This is a genomic window from Brevibacillus sp. MER 51 (assembly GCF_023714195.1).
In the GTDB taxonomy this organism is placed as follows: domain Bacteria; phylum Bacillota; class Bacilli; order Brevibacillales; family Brevibacillaceae; genus Brevibacillus.
Genome location: NZ_JAMAUS010000007.1, coordinates 303758 through 324630 on the forward strand (window position 1 = coordinate 303758; position 20873 = coordinate 324630).

The following is a 20873-nucleotide window of genomic DNA, read 5'->3' on the forward strand; positions in this document are numbered from 1 at the left end:
AGGGGATGCGCCATGCTGTCGTTTTTGAAAAACATGTTTGAGAAGAAGCCGCAGGTCAAGGAACGGCTTCCTTTTTACGATATTGTCTGCCCGTACTGTTTCGCCAAATACGGACCGGACCAAGTTGTCTTTCGTGCCACGCATCATCGCCAGGACGACGAAGACTACGCGTTGCAGGAGGATGAGATTCTCAACGCGTATCGGGATAAATTCGGACTGGATGCCATCGACGAACTGGAAGCGGTGATCGATCCGGAATCCATCCCGTCGGAAAACCATTTGTACGTCGATAACGTTCTCGCAGGTGTGACCGACCGGTATGGCATGGTTTCCAAGCGCAGACTGTGTCCGAAATGCCACAACGAGCTGCCGATTACGGCGGGTAAAGCGCCGAGCAATATTATTTCGATTGTCGGGGCGTCCCAGGTTGGTAAGTCGGTTTACATGACCTCCCTGATCCATACCTTGCAGAACACAACCGCGAATCACTTCGATGCCGCGTGTATGCCGCTCAATGCGCAGATTAGCCGCAAGTTCCGGGAGAACTATGAGGCACCCTTGTTTGAACGCGGACAGCTGCTTGATTCCACGCAAAAAGAAAAGCGCCAGGAGCCGTTCATCTTCCAGTTCATTTTCAAGGATAGCGATAAGGCACCGTTAATCCTGGTGTTTTTCGACGTAGCAGGCGAGGGAATGGTCGACCGCGAGTATTTGGAGCTGTATGCAGCGCATGTGAAAAACTCGTCTGGGATCTTGTTCCTGGTCGACCCACTGCAAATCAAGACGATTCGTGATCGGGTCATGCTGCAAGCAGGGGATGAGCCAGGGGAATTCACAGCAAGGTACGACGAGCCGCGTGAGGTCGTCATTACGCTGTTTGAGAACTTCATCGGCTACCAAGAGCAGAGCAAGACACATATTCCAACTGCTGTCGTGTTGACGAAGAGCGACATGCTGCATCTGATCAAAGAAGACGACGGCGAATACATCAAGTCCAACAGCAACGTTTTCCGCAATTTCGTTCATGAACAATATTTAAATACGACTGAATTCGAGAACATCGATGGGGAAATCCGCCGGTTCATCGAAAAGGTGGATAGACCGTTTAAAGATGCGTTGGATGTTTATTTTACGAATACGGCCTATTTCGCTGTATCTGCGCTGGGGAGCAATCCCGTCAATCAAAGGGTGAGTGGTGTCGTGACGCCGATTCGCGTCGATGAACCATTTATTTGGTTGATGCACCAGCTTGATTACATCGAAGGGAGGGAGCGGTAGTGAGCAACCGTCAGCCCATTTTGCAGCAGTACTACACCCGCGGGCGACAAGGGGTTTTCCGTTCGAACGAAGGATACGATACTGTCGCCAAAACGCCAGGGCTGGATAACCAATTCATCAAGAAGACTCTTCATCCGTTTTGTGTGTACGACGCGCCGCGACAGCTTCAAGAGCGGGCGGAAAGCAATCTGGCACTCTTTCCAGAGGCGCTTGTCAGCTTCCAAGCCGAGTCAGGAGAGATGGTTCTCGGTAGAAGTGTCTTTGTCGGAGCGGATTTTACGGGGCAGCGCAATACGTTTTTCAGTCACAACTATGTCATTCCGGTAGAGCGGCGGGACGAGTTTATCAAGAATCCGGGCAAGATCTTCGGAGTGCGCACTTTTGCAGATCGCCACGATGATGCAGCGGGCAAGGAGCTTCCTACCGTGGATGACATCCCTTCCGAAAAAGGTTTGCCGCAAGATCGAAAACTGCTGCTTGGGCAATTGGGCATCGATGAGCGTTTATTCAAACAGCTCCTCTTTGCTGTCATGTCCTCGCTCGCGGCGAAAAAGAAGGTATTCATCAGCCTGGATGTGGATATCAGTACCTCATCCAAGAGTGCTGCTCAATTATTGGAGATTTTGTACAGTTGTCTGCCTTTTGAGATGCGCAGACATTTTGGTTTTCTCACGTTTAGCAACGAGCCGCAGAGCAAGAAGCATATCCACGTCACGTTTGTGGAAAAAGGGAGCATTCGCCCAGGCGGTGGGCATAGCGACAAAGACTTTTTGTTCGACTTCTCCCTTGGCCGCGTTCAGAACGTCGATTTGCAGGGCGGAGGACACGAATATCTCGACTTTGCCTGGGAGTATGTGAATGAGCCGCGGATTGTGGATGCGTTCCACGAATTTTGTGAGGAAGTGCTCGCTGGAGCAGATCATGCACTGGCCTTGAACATTCGCACGTACTATGAGCTATGTGCACTGTATTTGATTGAAAAGGGACGAACCTCCGTGTATGAGAGCAAGCGGGCGGGCGTTTGGCAGGCGTTGAACAGCTATTTGGGGCACAGCAGCTTGACCCGCAAGAAACGGCTGATCGAGCTTCAGGAAATGCTGATGCGAATCGAAGTAGAGGCGCTTTCGTCCAAACAGCTTCCTGACAGCGAGACGGTCAAGCAAATGATTGAATCCTACCGTGTCACCAGGCAGGAACGCCTGCAAATGGATTTGATCCGCTTCTTGATGGACGTGTTGATGAAGGCCAAGACAGCAAGACAGAGCAACTACGTGGCAGAGGTGTACAAGCATTTGTCCAGCAACCGCGAGCTGTTTGGCTTCATGATGCGGACGATTTTTGGCTACCCACAGTTGGTGAAGCCACTCTTTGAGGATTATATGACCGAGCGGGTAGCCGCTGTGACCAGCTTGGACCAGATGCTAAAGGAAATCCGGTTTTGGATGGAAACGGAACCACAAGCGATGCGCAATGCCGTCTTCGTAGCTACGACAATGGAAAAAGTTCTGCGTCTATTTGCACGGGAACGTCAAAAGCTCGCTGCCGCCATTACCATCCACCAGTTCTTTGAAAACATCGATGGAGTACGCAGCTATGCCGATGAGCTGTTGGATGAGCTGGACAAGTCCTTGATGAAGCTCGTCGCACTAGACACGCTATCCAAGGATGATTTTCAGGTTCTCATTGCCCTCTTGGAGGAGAAGCCACAGAGCTTTTTCGGAACGCTGGATATGGAGAGCCGCCACAAGCAAGAAATGCTCATGAATCTGGCGAAGCTGCATGAAGAGAGAAGCACGCCGCACCCGGCAGAATTTTTCCGAAAATGGGATCGGGATGCGATTTCCGTACAACAAAGAATGATCCAGAATATGTTGAGCAAACCGCTCCATGCTGACGAGTTCTCGCAGGTGCCGCTGGTCTTTTACAGGGAAGATCATTTTGGTAAGGAAGGATTCCAGTTTGTAGAATTGCTGGAGTATGTTCAGCAAAATGGTGGGGAAGCCGTTACCCTGTCCTTTATCCAATGGACGATGAGCCAGCGGATGTTTTTCGAAGGAAAGTATTTGCTGCCTGCTTACAGACAAGCATTGAAGGTCTTTTTCCTTGAGGAGAAAGGCAAGAGATTGCGGGACAAAGAATGGCGAAAACGGTGGTATGCGATCCGAAACGCTGATTTCCGCAAGCTTTTGGACGAGGTACGCAACGAAACAGCCAATCCGCTCGTGAAGCTGTTTCGGCACAAAGCTACGGTGATATCCAGCGCAGTTGTCTTGCTAGGTGCCGGAGCGTGGGGAGGCTATATGGTTTGGGGAGGTACAGGTACGCATGTGCAGCCACCTGAAACACAGCCTGAACCGACCCGCCCACCGGCTGTGTTCGTACCGGTTCATCGGTTGATGATGGACGAGCCTGACATCCAACCTGTCCGTGATGTTCTTGGGAAGCGAAGCCAAGATGCATCTACGGGTGGGCAGCCTGTTCAAACACCAACACCCTAAGGTAAAAATAACGCCAACGCGGTCTTCTCTAGTAAGAGCGACCGCGTAATTCGGGTGTAATTGCTGTTAAAGAGACTGAAAAATAGATATTGACAAATATTTTTATTTGTGATATAATTAAATATTTTGTTATCGACAACACTCCTCGCTCCGTGATAAAAAGTAGTTGTGCGATAAAAAGGTGTGAGGAGGAATAGGGTATGAAAGCGAACACAGGTGTGAAAATGATTCCGTTACAAGGAGAGGCATTTGGCAAGCCGATGGTGATCAATCCCACCTTGCTTTGGGATGATGAACGAGCGGTATTAGTAGATACAGGTATGCCTGGTTCATGGGAGACCATTCGTCAGGAAATGAGCCGTGCTGGCATACCACTTGAGCGTTTACAGACTATCATTTTGACACATCAGGACCTTGATCATATCGGAAGTCTTCCAGAAATAGTTCGTGAGCTTGGCGGACAGGTTGAAATATATGCGCATGAGCTAGATCGGCCGTACATCGAAGGCACACGCCCTCTCCTCAAAGCAAATCCAATAGTCATGGCTCCTTTACTTGCGATGTTGCCTGAAAAGGAACGCGAGTACTTGCAAAGGCTTTGTGATAATCCGCCAAAGGCAATGGTGCACAAGACACTGGCAGACGCAGAGATTCTGCCGTATTGTGGGGGAATTCGCATCATTTACACTCCCGGACATACGCCGGGGCATATCAGCCTTTATGTACAAGACAGCAAGACCTTGATAGTAGGAGATGCTATGGTGTACATGAACGAAGCACTACATGGGCCGATTCCGCAAAACACTCTCGATATGGAAATAGCAGTAAACTCTTTAAAAAAATTCGAGAACTTGGAAATTAATAGTATCATTTGTTATCATGGAGGCATGTGTCAAAACAACGTACAAGAGCAGCTTTCTGCTCTGATATGGTGAAGGAGTTACATGGTCTTGTACATTAAAACAACGAATCCAGGTTGGAATATGTAGATATAAGAAGCGTGGAGGACACCAAGCTGGAGTATTCCCAATGGTGTCTTTCTCATTTTATCCTTGCAACGTTTCTTGCGTTGTTTGCTCGACTTCGGAATGGGAGACTGATGCAGCCGAAGAGGTTTTGTAGTATTTTTCCAAAGACTTATCTGAGCCTGTCCAACGAGCCAATGCAGCGAGCACAGCAAACATGCCTTTTTGCAGGAAGCGCGGAATGATTGGGAGGTAAAACTGCCCCATCTGAAAGATCGTTCCCAATAGGAGAATATTTTTCGGGATATATTGCTTGATAAACGGCAAATAAAAGCTGCGCCCGTCTGTGTCGAGCCCGTATCCACAGCGGACAAACGCTTCAAAAGTACCGGCTGGCCGGATTTCGACATGGAAGCTGACGAATTCGTTAGAGGGATTGTGGAACCCATGAACCTTGTCTGTTGGTATGTTCAGCTTCTCTCCCGGCTTCAGGATTACTTTTTTTCCGTCAATGGTTACCTCTAAATTTCCAATTACACCTTCAAAGGTTTCGACAAGTTTTGTATGATAGTGTAGAAAAATCCCGTTATCCGGTGGAAGATCGGTACGGAATAATAAATATTCGCCATTCGTTTCTTCCGTTGTCTTTAAAAAGGTGACCACTTCATTATTGTGCGGGTTACTTACACTGCGGCTGAGATTTGACAAAACTATACCTCCTTGAAAAATAGTAAAAAGAGATTATATTAAGACAGAATATAGATTAAATATAGATTATTTGTTCCGGGGCAACAATTAAAAAGATAGGATGTTCTACCTAAAGATGGAGTGGATAGTATGAGCGGCATGATCGTGGTTCCAGGTTATAGGGTGGCAGAGTTTCTTTCCACTCATTCAAAATTGGGAATTTATCGGGGTTACAGAAATAATGACAATCTCCCTGTCTTATTCAAGGTACCGATGGAAGGACCTTCCCATAAAGAATCTCTGTGGAAACTGAAGCATGAATATCGCATTCTTCAATCATTGGAATCCCATGCAGTGGAAACGATCATCGAGCTCGTTAATCACAACCGTGAGACGGTAATGATTACGGAAGATTTCGGGGGAGTGCCGCTCTCCTTGCTTATGAAAATGAAAGGACTGTCGCTGAAGGAGATGCTCTTCCTTGCAGTTCGCATGGCTTCCTGCTTGAGAGAAATCCATCAGCACGGAATCATTCATAAGGATGTAAATCCCGATCATATCCTGGTTCATCCTGATACCTATGAGGTGAAGCTTGGTAGCTTTGGTTTGGCGACGAAATGCCACCAGGAATACCAAAGTGTGATGAATCCAAAAGAATGGAAGGGAAATCTTCGCTACGTCTCGCCGGAGCAGACGGGGCGAATGAATCGCACCGTCGATTACCGCTCCGATATTTATTCTTTTGGTGTCACGCTCTACGAGTTATTGACAGGAAAGCTGCCCTTTTTAACTTCGGACATGCTTGAACTCATACATGCTCATATGGCGAGAAAGCCGCTCGCCCCCTCCAGTGTAAAACCATCCGTTCCAGAGATTCTATCGGACATTGTGATGAAGTGTCTGTCAAAAAATACAGAGGATCGCTACTTTAGCATGTCTGGCTTGCTGGCAGACCTGCAGCGATGCTATGACCAGCTTGAACAAAATGGTTTGATTACGCCTTTTCCGCTTGCTTTGGAAGACCGTGCTGATCACTTGCGGATTCCAGAGAAGCTTTATGGACGTGAGCAAGAAATCCAGATGCTCATCGATGCATTTGAGCAAGTCACGAACGGCGCTACGAGGATGGTTCTCCTCAGTGGCTCGGCAGGTGTGGGTAAGTCTGCTCTCGTGCTGGAAGCCCAAAAAGCGTTTTTGAGAGGCCGAGGACGTTTTGTTTCAGGAAAGTTCGATCAATATAATCAAGCGGTACCTTATTCCGCTGTCATTCAAATTTTTCAGGATTTGATCAAACAGTTATTGGCAGGCCACGAACGTGAATTGCTCGCTTGGCGAGAGATGATACTCGACGCCATGCAAGGACTTGGTCAAGTGATTGTGGATGTCATTCCGCAGCTTGAAACAGTGATCGGCAAACAGCCTGCTGTACCTGAGTTGCCTGCAGCGGAAGCAAAAAATCGCTTTCAATGGGTGATGCAACGCTTTATTCGGATTTGGGCGCGACCGGAGCATCCACTCGTCTTGTTCCTGGATGATTTGCAATGGGCGGATTCTTCTTCGCTGTTCCTGATCCGAGAGTTGGTTGCAGATATGCAGATCAGTCATTTTCTATTGATTTGCGCTTATCGTGAGCATGATGGCAGTGTGATGAATCCGTTGATTGCCATTTTGACAGAGACAGGCATTAAGAGCCGAATTTTGCGCCAATTTACGTTATTGCCGCTTCGAGAACACGAGTTCAATTCGTTAGTAGCGGATACCTTGCATAGTGATCCAGACATGACGGAGCCGCTGGTTACGATTATCATGCAAAAAACAGCCGGAAATCCGTTTTATGTAAGAGAATTCATTAAGACGCTGTATGATCGGAACTTGTTGTGGTATGGGAGAGAAGAGCGGAGCTGGCAATGGGATTTGGCCGAAATCGAGAAGCTGGGTACAACGGAAAATGTGGCCGATCTTCTCGTAGAAAAAATGAGAAGATTGCCTGATTCTACTCAGCAACAGCTCGCTTATGCTGCTTGTCTGGGCAATTCGTTTTTGCTTCATTTGATAGCCAAGTCACGGAATCAAACGGAGTCAGAAGCCATCCAGCATATATCGCCTGCGATTGAGGAAGGTCTCATCTATCCGATTGAAGGAGCGGAATATCTGACCTACGCGGCGCTCGTGGAAGAAGAAGTGGCGTCTCAGATGAGGATTCGTTTCCGCTTTGTGCACGATCGCATTCAACAGGCCGCCTATTCGTTGTTAGCAGAGGCAGAGCGCGGACAGATTCACGTCAAGCTGGGCAGAATGATGTGGGAAATGTCCCAAGGAAGCGAATCCGGCTTCCTGTTCGAAATTTGCGATCATATGTATCGGGGCAAAGATATACTGGAGGATCAGACGGAGCGCATGCATGTAGCGCACTGTCATTTGCTCGCTGGACAAAAAGCGAAATCCTCTGCGGCATTTGAGTCGGCTTTGCAGTATTTCCAACGCGGTCTCGAGCTGGTGGGGGAAGAGGGCTGGCAGCGCAATCATGATCTGACCATGGAGTTGTGTGCGTTGTCTGCGGAGACGACGTATCTCTGTAACCAATTGGATGAGGCCAAACAATTGTTTGAACGCGGGATGCAGCATGCCAAGACCGACCTGGAACGAGTACGCATTTTGGAAATGGAAATTCGCATGTATACGCGACTGGCTGAATTTCCGCGTGTCATGGAGATCGCAAGCGAAGCCTTGGGGTTATTGGGCGTACCGATTCCGAAAAAGCCTGGCAAGCTCGATATCATTAAGGAAATGTTTCACATCAAGCGCCGCCTCAAGGGCCGGAAAATAGATGAGTTGCTGTATTTGCCGGATGTTCCCGATGAAAATTATCAGATGGCGATGAGCATCATCAGCTACGCCGGGCCATCTGCTTACTATGTCAATCTCAATTGGTTTGCTTTAACGATTTTGCGTGCCCTTCATCTGTCGCTCGTGCACGGAAACGCGGTCGCTTCGGCAAACGGTTATACCGGTTACGGGATCGTACAAGCTGCTCAATTCGGAAATTATCGAGAGGCGTACGAATTTGGACAATTGGCTTGCCGTGTGGCAGACAGCTTCGCCGATCCGATTGCCATGACGAAGGCGTATGGCGCGTTTGCCCTACTCATCAACCACTGGTGCGAGCATGCACGGACGAACATCCCTCTCCTGAAAAAAGCGATTCAGCTCGGCTTGGACGGCGGGGGCAACATTTATGCTGCCTACAATGCCCATGGTCTTTTGGAGGCCATGCTCTATTGTGGTGTGCCAGTGGAAGAATTGGAGCAGCAAATCGAGGAATACAGCGATATGATTCAACAAATCAAGGTCGTTGATCACGATGACCGGCTCCTGTTATTGCGCCAGGCGCTGCATGCTTTTACAAGGTGGACGGACAATGAACGAACGGCGTTTTGCCATGATGGCTTTGACGAAGTTGCCTATGTAAGCAACCTGAAAAAAGAAGGAAACAGCTACAAGCGGTACATGTACCACTACTATAAATCGATGGTTCACCTCATGTACGGGAACCATCTGGAGGCAGCCCAGCTGCTGGCTGAAGCGGAGCAATGGATGGATTCAGTCAGCGGACAAGTACTTGTCAGCCAGCAAGTTTTTATGCAAACACTGGCATTGACGGGGCTCTATGAGAACGCCAACGGACAGGAAAAATCGAAGTACGGGAAAAAAATCAAAGCAAATCTCAAAAAGATGAAGACGTGGGCAAACGAATGCCCGGAAAATTTTCAGCACAAGTGGTTGCTGATGTATGCTGAGTGGCTGCGTGTCACAGAGAAAAAACAAGAAGCGGGTCCTTTTTACGAACAGGCGGTTCAACTCGCCAAAAAGGATGCTTTCTTGCAAAACGAGGCAATGGCAAATGAATTGGCCGCCCAGCATTACTTGGCACTTGGACTCGAAACGATTGCGAAGGCATACATGACGGAGGCGCACGAGGTTTACATGCTATGGGGAGCGGTCGCCAAGGCACGGGAGATTGGGGAACGGTACCCTTATCTTTTGCAACGGGTTAGAAGCTTGGGAGCTTCCGCCGAAATTGCCACGACTGACCAGACAGCAGACCTCGTCGATTTAATGAGTGTCATCAAGGCGTCGCAAACGATTGCTAGCGAGCTCCGATTGGAAATGCTGTTGGCGACGATGCTGCGCACGGTGATGAGCAATGCAGGTGCGGAGAAAGGAATCCTCTTGCTGAAAAAAGATGGTGACTGGCTCATCGAAGCGGCAGGCTCTGTCGATTTGGACGTGGAGATCATGCAGTCTGTCCCATATGAGCATAGCGGAATGCTCTCTGTGGCTGTCGTGAATTACACGATTCGTACAGAAGAGATGCTGGTGCTCCACAATGCTTCGGTTGAAGGTGTCTTTTTCCGCGATACGTACATTGCGAAGCACAAGCCGAAATCGATTCTATGCTCCCCGCTATGGCAGCAAGGAAAAATGATCGGTGTCATTTATTTGGAGAACAATGAGACGACACATGTGTTCAACGAAAAACGCTCAGAGCCGCTCAGACTGATCTTCTCGCAAATTGCGATCTTTATTGAAAATGCGAGACTGTATCATCAATTGGAGCAATGGAATCAATCCTTGGAAAAGATCGTGACAGAGCGTACCAATGAGATTCAGGCACTTTTGCAGGCGAATAAAAATCTGTTGAACAATGCGGGACAAGGCTTCCTTTCTTTTTCCAGAAATCTGCTGGTCCATTCTGAGTACAGTCGGGAATGTCTACGGATCTTTGGCAGAGAACTGGCTGGGGTATCGGTCGCAGAGCTGCTTTACCCGGATCGCCCAGAGGACAGCGTATTTATTGAATCTCTTTTGGAAAAGTACTTTGAAGCCAAGGACCAAGGGCAAAAAGAGCTGTATCTCAGTCTGTTTCCTACGGAGATCCAGATCAATCAAATGCCGTTGAAGCTGGCATGTAAGCCGATTTATGAAGATCGGCGGGATTCGCCAGAGGGCTTGATGCTGATCCTGACAGATATGAGTGAGCAGCGGGCGCTCAAATCAAAGATGGAGCGAGAATGGCAAAGGTTGAATATGGTCGTAACGGTAGCGATTAGCCTCCCGCTCTTCCAAAAGGTACTGCGAGCTTTTGACGCTTTCTTTGAGGAAGGGTGGAAACGGGTCCTCGGAGAAGACATAGCGGAATCCGAGAAACTATTCAAATTGGTCGCTCAGATTCATCAGTTTAAGGGTGACTTCAGCCAATTACACTTGATTCATACACCGCAAAAGCTGCATGACTTGGAGTCATGGTTGATTCAATGGGCAAAGTCCGAACAACACCTGTCCGACAAGGATGCGCGCGCCCAGCAGTCATTCGCAGAGGTTCAAGCTGCGATGCAACAGGATTTGTCGATCATGCAGCACAAGCTCGGGATCGGATTCCTGGATCATAACGAGCATGTGTACACCATTGCAAAAGAGCAATGGGAAAGCTTCGAGCAGGAGATCACTAGTTTGGTACAGGGGAAAGCTCAGCAGGAGCTGCTCCACCGCATCCGCAAGCTGCGCTATCGTCCCATGAAGGACCTGTTGTCCCGGTACGAAGACTATGTAAGTGAGCTTGCCATCCGACTGAATAAGACGATCGATCGGGTCGAATGGGATGCGGAAGAAGTATTGGTCGATCCGGAGCGATTCGAGAATTTTGCGAGGAGCCTGGTTCACATTTTCAACAATGCGATCGATCATGGAATGGAAGAAGAGCAAGAACGATTGGCATGCGGAAAAGAACGCAGCGGCAAGATTCAATGCCGCATTTGGCAAGAGGATACTTCCCTGTGCGTCATGATTCGTGATGATGGGCGTGGGGGAGAAATGGAGAAGCTAAGGCTGGCATTGGCTGAGCATGTTACGGTACAAGAACATGCAAGTCTCGTATCGGGCAGAGGAATTGGCCTGTCCATTGTCAAAAAAGAGGTTGAGCAGTTGGGAGGAACCCTTCAGGTTCATACCCAAAACGGAGAAGGCACCCGCTTTACCTTCCGAATCCCGCTAGAACCATAGAAAAAAACTGAGGCGACAGTGCCTCAGTTTTTTTGGTTGATCGACTAAAGCGAATTCGTAATGGAAGCCAAAAGTCGTTCTTCATCGATCGGTTTTAGAATGTAATGGCGCGCTCCAGCGTTGATTGCTTCAAAAACGAGCGGCTTTAATCCGTTGGTGCTGACCATAATGATGTTGGCGTCGGGGAAGGTGCCGATGATTTTTTTGACGGTCTCTATGCCATTCATTCCTGGCATATTGATATCCATCGTCACCACGTCGGGAAGGTGGGCCGTATACTTTTGATAGGCGTCTAACCCATTCGTCGCTTCTGCAATGACTTGATGGCCCGCCCGTTCCAAAATGATTTTCATGTAATCTCGTACTACAAGGGAGTCGTCTGCTATCAGTATACGAGCCATAAATCCTCCTGTTTCGAAACGGTTAGTAATTCTTGGTAAGTGATCATCCTGCTTTTACCATAACACTGATAGGAAAAATGTCGCAATCATTTGATCATCAAAAGTGTGCAAACATACAAAAAAACAAACGAATTCCAGCTTTTGGTGAAACTGGATTCGTTTGTTTAGCTTTTCCAGATGGGTCATGTATTCGGTTAGCAAAAGCAATCTGGCTTGCCAGGAGCATCATGATAGGCGAGCAAGGCATTGACCCCATGACTTAAGATAGCACCGGAACGTGTCACTGCGGCAACCAGTAGAGCCTCCATAATTTCCTCCATGGTGCCGCCCAGTTCTTTATACTTTTTGACGTGAACATCGATGCAATAAGGGCAGCCAGTCACGTGAGCGACCACAATGGCAATCAACTCTTTCGTTTTGACCGGAAGCTGGTGGGATTGCTGGTAGATTTGCCGCTCGAAAGAAAAATAAGAAGCGGCAGCGTCAGGCGCCAATTTCATCAATTCTGGGATATGCGACAAATTTGCTGATTCATAATACGAACGTGCTTTTGACATGAAACATCCTCTCCCTTTTCATGGGTAGTCACTACGACTTTATTGTAGAGAGAGAAAATGGTTGCTTCTGTAACTTACTCACCAATCTCACCAATCACTAGGAAAAAGTTTTTCTTGGAGGGCATCACGGCGAATAGCTGTGATTCGGCCTCGGCCTAACTGAAGCCACCCGGCTTTTTCAAACTCCTTGAGTGACCGACTGATTACCTCTCGGGCAGTTCCGAGTTCTATGGCAATCGCTTCATGGGTGATGGAAAGATGATTGTGAGAATCTGTGGTACGACGGAGCAATAATTCGGCGATGCGGGCGTTGATCGGTTTAAACGCGATATCCTCGACCAGAGATGTGACGGAGACCATTCGGTTGATCATGTTCCGGTAAATAAACTGACGCAAGTCCTTATAGTGATCCATCCAGTCTTTGAAAACATCTACAGGCAAAAGCAGCAGCTCGGTTTCCTCTTCTAGCTGTGCGGATGCTTCATAGCCTGTCTCACCTAAAATACTGGCCATCATGAGGACGCAGACTCCCCCGCGTTGTACCCGATATAACGTAACCTCACGTCCTGACTCGCTGATGATATAGATGCGGACCTTGCCTGACAATACAAAAGCGGCATGGGCAAACAGATGACCCTGCTGCATCGTAAGCTGGGGAGAAAAGCGTTCCACTGTTATGTCAGGATGGCGCCATGCGGCTTCCGGAACAAGGGAAAAGCACGGAAAAGCATCCGTCACAAGTTGGATTCGATTCAAGTCCATTGTTTTACCCTCCGCGACAACTCAATTAGAGAAATATGCTTACTTGTAGTGTAGGGAAAAGACGGGATCTCTACAATGGAATATCCGTCTGCGGACTGACGAGAGAACAACCCTGTAGCCTGATTTCTCTTCTACGCTGTTTTGCTATGATGTTATAGAACTTATCTTGTAAAAATAACCAGTATCGAGGGGAAACAGATGAAACAAATGAAACAGTGGATAGGAGTAGGCCTTATTGCTGTGGGAATCGGCTTGGCCGGATGCACCATCAACAATAACGTGATCAAGGTTGAAGAAGAAAAAAGACAGCTTGAATTACCTGCGGAGTCCATCGAGGCGTTGAATATTGTGACCGATTCAGGCGATTTGATCGTCAAAGGTGATGAAAAAGCAACCGCGATTCATGTAGAGGCTGAAATCAAATCGAAAAATGTCAAACCCGAAGAAATCATCCTTACACTCGAGAAGGATGGGAATAACGCAACACTACGATCCGAAGTGAACACAGATATCGGTTTTAACTTTGTGGATATGACGATAACGGTAATCGTTCCAGCCAAGCTGCCGATAGCCCTTACCGATGGATCAGGAGATATTGACATGACGAATCTAACAGGAAAGCTCACGATTGAGGATGACTCTGGTGATATTCGATTAACGAATACGAACGGAGAGGTAGAGATTCGTGACCAGTCCGGTGATATTAAGATCAAGGACGCGTCAGCCCTCAAACTGATCGAAGACGATTCAGGTGAGATCGTCATGGAAAATACGGGTGGAAACGTAGCGATTCACGATCAATCCGGTGATATGTATATTAGAAAGCATAAGGGTGATGTTACGATATCGGACCAAAGCGGTGATATCGTCATTGATACAGTCGAAGGAAATGTGCTGATTGAGAGTGACGGGAGCGGAGATCGATTCGTTCAAAACGTAACAGGCTCGTACACATCCAAATAAATCAGGACCGTCAGGGTTTTTGCCCTGGCGGTTTTCTTGTTCGTGGCGGTATTTTGACAGGCTGAGGAGAAAATTAGCCGACTAATGAAAAAAAGCTTTCCCTTCCGATAAAGAAGTGCTAATATAACAAAGGTAGTTCTAATTGAGAATGAATCTCTTTATTAATGATCATGAGAATTATTCTCTTTGGTAAATACTCGAGTCAATACGGGACATTACTCCATGAAAAAGTAAGAAGAGTAGGGACGCGATGAAAAAGAGATATTTGGTTGTAGCACTGATTTTGCTATCGTTCGTTTCACTTTTTATTGGCGTGAAAGATATATCTCCGTGGGATCTGTTCAATCTCACAGATGACAAAGTGCAAGTGCTATGGATTAGCAGGATTCCGCGTGTGATCAGTATTATCATCGCAGGGGTCAGCATGAGTATCGCCGGATTGATCATGCAACAGCTAACCCGAAACAAGTTCGTTTCTCCGACGACAGCAGGGACAGAGGACTCCGTTCGATTCGGAATATTGGTTTCACTCTTGGTATTCGCCGATGCGAGCTCTTGGGTGAAGCTACTCGTTGCTTTTGCATTTGCTCTCTTTGGAACCTTTGTCTTTATGAAGATTCTCGAAAGAATCAAATTTAAAGACTCCATTTTCATCCCGTTAGTGGGACTGATGTTTGGAAACATCGTCGGGTCCATCACGACGTTTTTCGCTTATAAGCATGACCTGATGCAAAACATGTCTGCTTGGTTGCATGGAGATTTCTCCACCATTATGAAAGGCAGCTATGAGCTTTTGTACATAAGCATTCCGCTGGTGATTATCGCTTACTTGTATGCGAACAAGTTTACCATTGCCGGAATGGGTGAAGAGTTCGCCATCAACCTCGGGTTGAACTACAAGCATGTCGTCAACATTGGACTGGTCATTGTCGCTTGTGTGACCTCGGTAGTTATTCTCACAGTAGGGACAATCCCGTTTTTGGGGCTGATCATTCCCAACCTGGTTACGATCTACCTGGGAGATAACCTGAAAAAAAGCTTATCTCATACCGCTTTGCTTGGCGCGGTGTTTGTACTTGCTTGTGATATCCTGGGACGCCTCATCATCTTCCCATACGAGATTTCCATCGGCTTGATGGTTGGGGTCATTGGCAGCGGGATATTCGTGTACTTACTCATGAGAAGAAAGGCATATGAACAATGAAAGCGAAGATAGCTGCCTTGTCGATAGTGGCGATTGCTTTGATAGCCATTTTTATGATGATTGACGCCGGTGGCAACTGGGATTACGTCCTTCCTCGGCGGGCTAAGAAAATTCTTGCCATCATTTTAACCGGTTGCATCATCGCCTTTTCTACGATGATCTTCCAGACAATCACGAACAACCGAATCTTGACGCCTAGCATCATCGGCCTCGATTCGCTCTATATGTTCATCCAAACATTTGTGATCTTTGTTTTTGGCTCCACCCATTTCACCTTGATGAACAACAACGTCAACTTTCTGATCTCGACAGGTGGGATGGTGCTTTTCGCAGGCTTGCTCTACAAATTCCTGTTTAAGAGGGAAGGGCAAAACATTTATTTCCTGCTCCTTATCGGATTGATCCTGGGCACATTGTTCAGCAGTTTGTCCACGTTCATGCAAGTGTTGATTGATCCGAATGAGTTTCTGGTTGTGCAAGACCGAATGTTCGCCAGCTTCAACAATGTAAAAACAGACCTGTTGATCACGAGCTTTGTTCTGGTCATCGGTATCATGATTTACTTCTGGCGATACATCAAGTACTTGGATGTGTTATCACTCGGTCGGGATCAGGCGATCAATTTGGGGATTCCGTACGATTTTGTCATCAAACGGTTCCTCGTCGTCATTGCCATTCTCGTATCAATCGCGACAGCGCTCGTTGGACCGATTACCTTCCTCGGACTGCTGGTAGCGAATCTCGCCCATCAGTTTATGAAAACCTATCAGCATAAATACTTGCTGGTGGGCTCGGCTTTAATCAGTGTGATTGCACTGGTTGGCGGCTTGTTGATCGTGGAGCGTGTACTTGCGTTCTCCACGACGCTTAGTGTCATTGTCAACTTTATTGGTGGAGTTTACTTCATCTATCTTCTGTTAAAGGAGAATAAAGCGTGATCGAAGTCCGGAATGTCTCAAAACAATATGGTAGCAAGTATGTCGTGGAAGATGTCTCTGTGAAAATTGCCAAGGGGAAAATCACGTCCTTCATCGGACCCAATGGGGCCGGAAAGAGTACGTTGCTGTCGATGATTAGTCGCCTGTTGACCAAGGATCAGGGTGAGGTTTTCATTGAGGGTCAGGAGATTGGGCAGACAAAGAGCAGTGAGCTGGCAAAGAAAATCTCGATTCTCAAGCAATCGAACCACATTACGGTGCGGTTGACGATTCGTGAGCTGGTCAGCTTTGGTCGCTTCCCGTATTCACAAGGCAATTTGACAAAAGAGGATTGGAAGTATGTAGACGAGGCTATCCAGTATTTGGAGCTTACGGATATTCAACACAAGTACCTCGACCAGTTGAGTGGCGGTCAGCGTCAACGCGCTTACATCGCAATGGTTGTTGCTCAAAATACGGAATACGTCCTCTTGGATGAGCCACTCAACAATTTGGATATGAAGCATTCTGTCCAGATCATGAAAGTGCTGCGACGTCTGGTAGACGAAAGAGGCAAAACGGTTGTCATTGTCATTCACGATATCAACTTCGCTTCCGTCTATTCGGATTATATCGTCGCTCTCAAGGATGGCAAGGTCGTAAAGGAAGGCACTACAGACGAAATCATCACCCAACCTATCTTGAAAGATGTCTATGACATGGATATCCATATTGAAGACATTGAGCAGAACAAAATATGCGTTTATTTCGCGTAAGCTCTATCTTCCTATCGTTAAAATTTTGATGGCCTGCCGGGGGGTTCATCAGCAAGCTATCAATAATTTTATATACTTTTACATTCTATATAGAGGTGAGAGAAGTGAACAAAAAATTACTCATGCTGTTTATGGCAGTACTGTTGGCTGTATTCACAGCTGCATGCGGCTCCAATAACGCTGCTCCTGCAACAACTGCGGGGGACGCAACCAAAGCATCGGAAGCTGCACAAACATCCGAGGAAGTTACGATCAAGCATAAATTGGGTGAAGCAAAACTGAAAAAGAATCCAAAAACAGTTGTAGCATTTGACTTCGGTGTTCTGGATTCCTTGGACAAATTGGGTATCGAAGTAGCAGGTGTTGCACAGTCTACCAACATTCCTGCGTACCTGGAAAAGTTCAAAGATGCGAAATACACAAACGTTGGCGGTTTGAAAGAGCCAGACTTTGAAAAAATCAATGCAATGAAACCGGATGTCATCTTCATTTCCGGTCGTCAACAAGATGCTTACGAAGAGCTGAACAAAATTGCTCCAACCATCTTCATGGGTGTAGACAATGCGAAGTACATGGAATCTTTCAAAGAGAACATGAAAACATTGGGTACTATCTTCGGTAAAGAAACACAAGTAGAAGAAGAGCTGGGCAAAATCGATGCATCAATCAAAGAATTGAATGCAAAAGCAACGGCAAGCGGCAAGACTGCTCTGATCGTGATGGTTAACGAAGGCAAGCTGAACGCTTACGGCGCTGGTTCCCGTTTTGGTATCCTGCACGGTGAATTCGGATTTACGCCTGTAGACAAAAACATTTCTGTAGAAAATCATGGCCAAAGCGTTTCCTTTGAATATATTGCAGAAAAAGATCCAGACTACCTGTTCGTAATTGATCGTGGAAACGCGATTTCCAAGAATAAAGAAGTGTCTACTTCTACACAGCAAACGGTAGAAAACGACCTGATTAAGAACACGAAAGCATTCAAAACTGGCAACATCATTTACTTGGATTCTAGCAACTGGTACTTGTCTGGTGGCGGATTGGTATCCACCGCTGGCATGGCAGAAGAAGTTCTGAAAGAAGTTAAATGGTAAGAGGCTAGAAAAGAAAGTGGCGGCAGCCCATGGGAGTAAGGCATTCCCTGGGCTGTCGCCTTTTCATTTTTTAGAACGTGCTGATTCATTTATACTCGGGGCTCCCGCTTGGCAAACTCTTGTAACATCCCTCTTATTTGTTCAACCAATAAAGCAGGTGCCTTCTTTGGTGAACCCGAGTCAAACGGTGGCTGGGGATCGTATTCCAAAATCAACTGGACTCCTTTGCCCATATCCTCTCCCAATTCCCATGCAACCAATTGGAGTGCCATGTCGATACCAGAGGAAACGCCGGCTGCTGTAACGATTTTGCCCTGACGAACGACTCTCTCTTCTGTTGGAATGGTACCAAGAGATTGGAGCAGTTCGAAGGACCCCCAATGAGTAGTGGCTACGGCTCCATGTAACAAGCCTGCGGCACTCAAAATCAGAGAGCCGTTGCAAACAGACGTAGTCCATTTCGTCGTCTCATGTATGTGGCGAATCCACTGTAGAGTTTCTTCGTCATTCATAGGGGTTTTATAATTGGGCGGACTGCAACCGGGAACAACAAGAATATCAGCGGAAGTAACTTCTGAAAAACTGTAATCGGCATGTAAATAGCCCATATTGGAATCAAGTTTGATTAACCCTTTTTTCTTAGCGACAAACTTTACTTCACATTTCAACGTAGCAGCGAATACATCGTATGGACCAATTGCATCTAATGCGGTGATGCCGTCGAAAAGCAAGATGGCAACCTTCATGCTGATCTCTCCTTTGAAATGGGGTATTTTTCTTGCAAACAAATACTATCATACATATAGGGGGTATATGTATGTCTGGGTTGTGACTAACTGCAAGGTTTTCTAAGCCACGTAACGAGGAGAGATAAACAGTTGGTATAGCAAAAAGCCGGTTACACCGTAAAACGTGGTGAAAACCGGCTTTTTGCTAGCGGAATCTAACCGTTATCTGGCTCCAACCAGCTTGCGCTCTTCCGTGTAAACAGGTTGGGTAGTGTTTTCTTCGTTAGGTTGCTTTTGATCCACAGCATGACATAGCTCATATGGGAGGCAGAGCGGCACACCCGTGCGAGGGTCAGTCAGGATGTCTGCTTCGATGTTAAATACCTTACGCAGCATCTCAGGCGTCATGACTTCAGCAGGGCTTCCCTCAGCGACGACGGTACCGCGAGAGATGGCAACCATGTGCTGTGCATAACGGGTTGCGTGGTTCAAATCATGGACGACCATGACGATCGTACGATTTTCTTCGTCATTCAGCTTTTGCAGGAGCTTGAGAACCTCCAGCTGGTGAGCCATATCCAGGAATGTCGTAGGCTCATCCAGGAACAGGATGTCCGTTCCTTGCGCCAGAGCCATCGCAATCCAGGCGCGCTGACGCTGACCGCCGGATAGCTGGTCAACCGGACGATCATGGAAATCTGCCATGCCGGTCATGGAAATAGCCCAGTTTACGATTTCCTTGTCTTCCTTGGTCAAAGAACCGAAGCCTTTTTGATGAGGGAAGCGGCCATAGGTAACGAGCTCAGACACGGTCAAGCCATCGGGTGCGGTTGGGTTTTGCGGCAAAATCGCAAGTTGCTTGGCGACTTCCTTGGTCGATTGCTGATGGATCGACTTTCCGTCCAAAAATACTTGTCCGCCGGTTGGCTTCATAATCCGGGCGAGAGTTTTGAGGATCGTCGATTTACCAGAACCGTTTGCACCGACCAGGGCGGTGATTTTTCCAGAAGGAATGCTGATGTTCAAGTCTTTGACAATGGAAAGCTCACCGTATCCGATGTCCAGCTTTTGCGTGTATAAGCGCTCCACAATGGGCCAACTCCTTTTTAGGAAAGTATGTACATGTATGAGTAAACGCAGACAATGATAATCATTTTCACTAAGGTAAAGTATATAACGGAATGAAGCCAAATTCAATATGAAAAAGCCAACCTGCTCACATGTGTGAACAAATTGGCCTTGGGTTAACATACGATGGTCAAGCTTTAGTAGGTGATATGAGCGATAATACCTTCTTCGTCGTCCAATACCAGCTCGATACCGGCGGAATAAGGGTTGCGCTGCATTTGGGTCTCCAGGTAGTAGCGAATCGCTTCAATCATATTAATCTCGACCAAGATTTGTTGGCGATCCATCCAGTGTATTTCAGCAGAGAAGCCATACTCCTCGTCCCACATCAGCTCGACGGAGATGTCTTGTGGCTTCAATTGCTTTTTGTAAGCTGCATGAATGCAGATTGCATTAATGATATCTTGTTCAGAAAAAGTTATCTTTTCCATGCGTTCAGTTCCTGTTCTTTCGCGCGCTTGGTTTTGAAGTAGACGAACGCTTTGCGGATCAGGATAATCACAGCGAGGATCGCCATCAGGTTGATCATGAAGCCAAGGATGGAGCCGAGAATACCCATATCAGCGAACAGGCTTCCAAACAGCAAACCAGCCAGACCGCCAATCAGGAGACCTTTCATGAACCCGCCGCTTTTGCTTGCGGTAGCAGCAGGAGTTGTTGTGGTACCTTTATTGGTTGTTGCGTTTACATTTGAATCGGCTTTGTTGGTTGTTTGTGTATTGGTAGGAGCCGTGTTAGAGTTAAAAGATTTTTTCCCGGACTTATAACCTTTCGCATCGGCATGATCAATGAATCCTCCGGCCGGAGCGAGTACGAGCATTACGGCAACCAACATCATGATGAGTTTTTTCATGT

General features: G+C 47.2%; 17 protein-coding genes. 9 read left to right on the forward strand and 8 right to left on the reverse strand.

Annotation, left to right across the window (positions count from 1 at the left end):
• Positions 1-12 precede the first annotated feature (12 nt).
• The 3 genes from M3630_RS17395 to M3630_RS17405 all read left to right on the forward strand — a co-directional run bounded on the left by M3630_RS17395 (position 13) and on the right by M3630_RS17405 (position 4711).
• Positions 13-1278: a TRAFAC clade GTPase domain-containing protein gene (locus M3630_RS17395; protein WP_048035301.1), complete on the forward strand. Its 1266-nt coding sequence runs from the start codon at positions 13-15 to the stop codon at positions 1276-1278.
• Entirely contained in the window at positions 1278-3776 is a 2499-nt protein-coding gene (locus M3630_RS17400) for a GAP1-N2 domain-containing protein (RefSeq protein ID WP_251252892.1), read from the forward strand. The genes M3630_RS17395 and M3630_RS17400 overlap by 1 nt, the downstream gene beginning before the upstream one ends.
• A 200-nt stretch (positions 3777-3976) precedes the next feature.
• The gene (locus M3630_RS17405; RefSeq protein WP_251252893.1) at positions 3977-4711 is read left to right on the forward strand and encodes an MBL fold metallo-hydrolase; all 735 of its coding nucleotides are present in this window, start codon (positions 3977-3979) and stop codon (positions 4709-4711) included.
• Between the two features lie 111 nt (positions 4712-4822).
• On the opposite strand, the gene M3630_RS17410 is transcribed toward M3630_RS17405, so the two are convergent.
• On the reverse strand, positions 4823-5449 hold the full coding sequence (locus M3630_RS17410) for a cupin domain-containing protein (RefSeq protein WP_251252894.1): 627 nt from the start codon (positions 5447-5449) through the stop codon (positions 4823-4825).
• Positions 5450-5578: 129 nt separating this feature from the next.
• On the opposite strand from M3630_RS17410, the gene M3630_RS17415 reads away from it, so the two are divergent.
• Positions 5579-11488: an AAA family ATPase gene (locus M3630_RS17415; protein WP_251252895.1), complete on the forward strand. Its 5910-nt coding sequence runs from the start codon at positions 5579-5581 to the stop codon at positions 11486-11488.
• Between the two features lie 44 nt (positions 11489-11532).
• Here the strand turns inward: M3630_RS17415 and M3630_RS17420 are convergent, their stop codons facing one another.
• The 3 genes from M3630_RS17420 to M3630_RS17430 form a co-directional block, all read right to left on the reverse strand.
• Positions 11533-11889 (reverse strand): response regulator, encoded by a 357-nt coding sequence (locus M3630_RS17420; RefSeq protein ID WP_173610273.1) that lies wholly within the window; start codon positions 11887-11889, stop codon positions 11533-11535.
• A gap of 194 nt (positions 11890-12083) precedes the next feature.
• Complete coding sequence (locus M3630_RS17425) at positions 12084-12446, reverse strand: carboxymuconolactone decarboxylase family protein (RefSeq protein ID WP_015893867.1); 363 nt, start codon at positions 12444-12446, stop codon at positions 12084-12086.
• An 87-nt stretch (positions 12447-12533) separates the two neighbouring features.
• Entirely contained in the window at positions 12534-13208 is a 675-nt protein-coding gene (locus M3630_RS17430) for a Crp/Fnr family transcriptional regulator (protein ID WP_087350557.1), read from the reverse strand.
• A gap of 198 nt (positions 13209-13406) precedes the next feature.
• Here M3630_RS17430 and M3630_RS17435 point away from each other — a divergent pair, with 198 nt between their 5' ends.
• The 5 genes from M3630_RS17435 (at position 13407) to M3630_RS17455 (ending at position 18162) form a co-directional block, all read left to right on the forward strand.
• On the forward strand, positions 13407-14171 hold the full coding sequence (locus tag M3630_RS17435) for a DUF4097 family beta strand repeat-containing protein (RefSeq protein ID WP_251252896.1): 765 nt from the start codon (positions 13407-13409) through the stop codon (positions 14169-14171).
• A 250-nt stretch (positions 14172-14421) separates the two neighbouring features.
• Positions 14422-15375, forward strand: coding sequence for an ABC transporter permease (locus tag M3630_RS17440; protein WP_251252897.1), 954 nt, complete (start codon positions 14422-14424; stop codon positions 15373-15375).
• The gene (locus tag M3630_RS17445; RefSeq protein ID WP_016739568.1) at positions 15372-16313 is read left to right on the forward strand and encodes an iron chelate uptake ABC transporter family permease subunit; all 942 of its coding nucleotides are present in this window, start codon (positions 15372-15374) and stop codon (positions 16311-16313) included. The genes M3630_RS17440 and M3630_RS17445 overlap by 4 nt, the downstream gene beginning before the upstream one ends.
• Entirely contained in the window at positions 16310-17068 is a 759-nt protein-coding gene (locus M3630_RS17450) for an iron ABC transporter ATP-binding protein (protein WP_251252898.1), read from the forward strand. Before M3630_RS17445 ends, M3630_RS17450 begins: the two co-directional genes overlap by 4 nt.
• A gap of 104 nt (positions 17069-17172) precedes the next feature.
• On the forward strand, positions 17173-18162 hold the full coding sequence (locus M3630_RS17455; protein ID WP_353057242.1) for a siderophore ABC transporter substrate-binding protein: 990 nt from the start codon (positions 17173-17175) through the stop codon (positions 18160-18162).
• Between the two features lie 89 nt (positions 18163-18251).
• On the opposite strand, the gene M3630_RS17460 is transcribed toward M3630_RS17455, so the two are convergent.
• The 4 genes from M3630_RS17460 to M3630_RS17475 all read right to left on the reverse strand — a co-directional run bounded on the left by M3630_RS17460 (position 18252) and on the right by M3630_RS17475 (position 20871).
• Complete coding sequence (locus M3630_RS17460; protein WP_173610277.1) at positions 18252-18908, reverse strand: DJ-1/PfpI family protein; 657 nt, start codon at positions 18906-18908, stop codon at positions 18252-18254.
• A gap of 204 nt (positions 18909-19112) precedes the next feature.
• Positions 19113-19979 carry an ABC transporter ATP-binding protein gene (locus M3630_RS17465; RefSeq protein ID WP_251252899.1) on the reverse strand — a complete coding sequence of 289 codons (867 nt, stop codon included), beginning with the start codon at positions 19977-19979 and terminating at the stop codon, positions 19113-19115.
• A gap of 176 nt (positions 19980-20155) precedes the next feature.
• Positions 20156-20449 (reverse strand): YxcD family protein, encoded by a 294-nt coding sequence (locus M3630_RS17470; RefSeq protein ID WP_251252900.1) that lies wholly within the window; start codon positions 20447-20449, stop codon positions 20156-20158.
• Positions 20437-20871, reverse strand: a complete 435-nt coding sequence (locus M3630_RS17475; protein WP_047070069.1) for a hypothetical protein — start codon at positions 20869-20871, stop codon at positions 20437-20439. Before M3630_RS17475 ends, M3630_RS17470 begins: the two co-directional genes overlap by 13 nt.
• Positions 20872-20873: the final 2 nt, after the last annotated feature.

Excerpts from the sequence above, each read along its gene's own strand:
- M3630_RS17440 (WP_251252897.1), top strand. The coding sequence starts at position 14,422 with ATGAAAAAGAGATATTTGGTTGTAGCACTGATTTTGCTATCGTTCGTT.
- M3630_RS17395 (WP_048035301.1), top strand. The coding sequence starts at position 13 with ATGCTGTCGTTTTTGAAAAACATGTTTGAGAAGAAGCCGCAGGTCAAG.
- M3630_RS17415 (WP_251252895.1), top strand. The coding sequence starts at position 5,579 with ATGAGCGGCATGATCGTGGTTCCAGGTTATAGGGTGGCAGAGTTTCTT.
- M3630_RS17405 (WP_251252893.1), top strand. The coding sequence starts at position 3,977 with ATGAAAGCGAACACAGGTGTGAAAATGATTCCGTTACAAGGAGAGGCA.
- M3630_RS17420 (WP_173610273.1), bottom strand. The coding sequence starts at position 11,889 with ATGGCTCGTATACTGATAGCAGACGACTCCCTTGTAGTACGAGATTAC.
- M3630_RS17445 (WP_016739568.1), top strand. The coding sequence starts at position 15,372 with ATGAAAGCGAAGATAGCTGCCTTGTCGATAGTGGCGATTGCTTTGATA.
- M3630_RS17435 (WP_251252896.1), top strand. The coding sequence starts at position 13,407 with ATGAAACAAATGAAACAGTGGATAGGAGTAGGCCTTATTGCTGTGGGA.
- M3630_RS17425 (WP_015893867.1), bottom strand. The coding sequence starts at position 12,446 with ATGTCAAAAGCACGTTCGTATTATGAATCAGCAAATTTGTCGCATATC.
- M3630_RS17430 (WP_087350557.1), bottom strand. The coding sequence starts at position 13,208 with ATGGACTTGAATCGAATCCAACTTGTGACGGATGCTTTTCCGTGCTTT.
- M3630_RS17470 (WP_251252900.1), bottom strand. The coding sequence starts at position 20,449 with ATGGAAAAGATAACTTTTTCTGAACAAGATATCATTAATGCAATCTGC.
- M3630_RS17460 (WP_173610277.1), bottom strand. The coding sequence starts at position 18,908 with ATGAAGGTTGCCATCTTGCTTTTCGACGGCATCACCGCATTAGATGCA.
- M3630_RS17475 (WP_047070069.1), bottom strand. The coding sequence starts at position 20,871 with ATGAAAAAACTCATCATGATGTTGGTTGCCGTAATGCTCGTACTCGCT.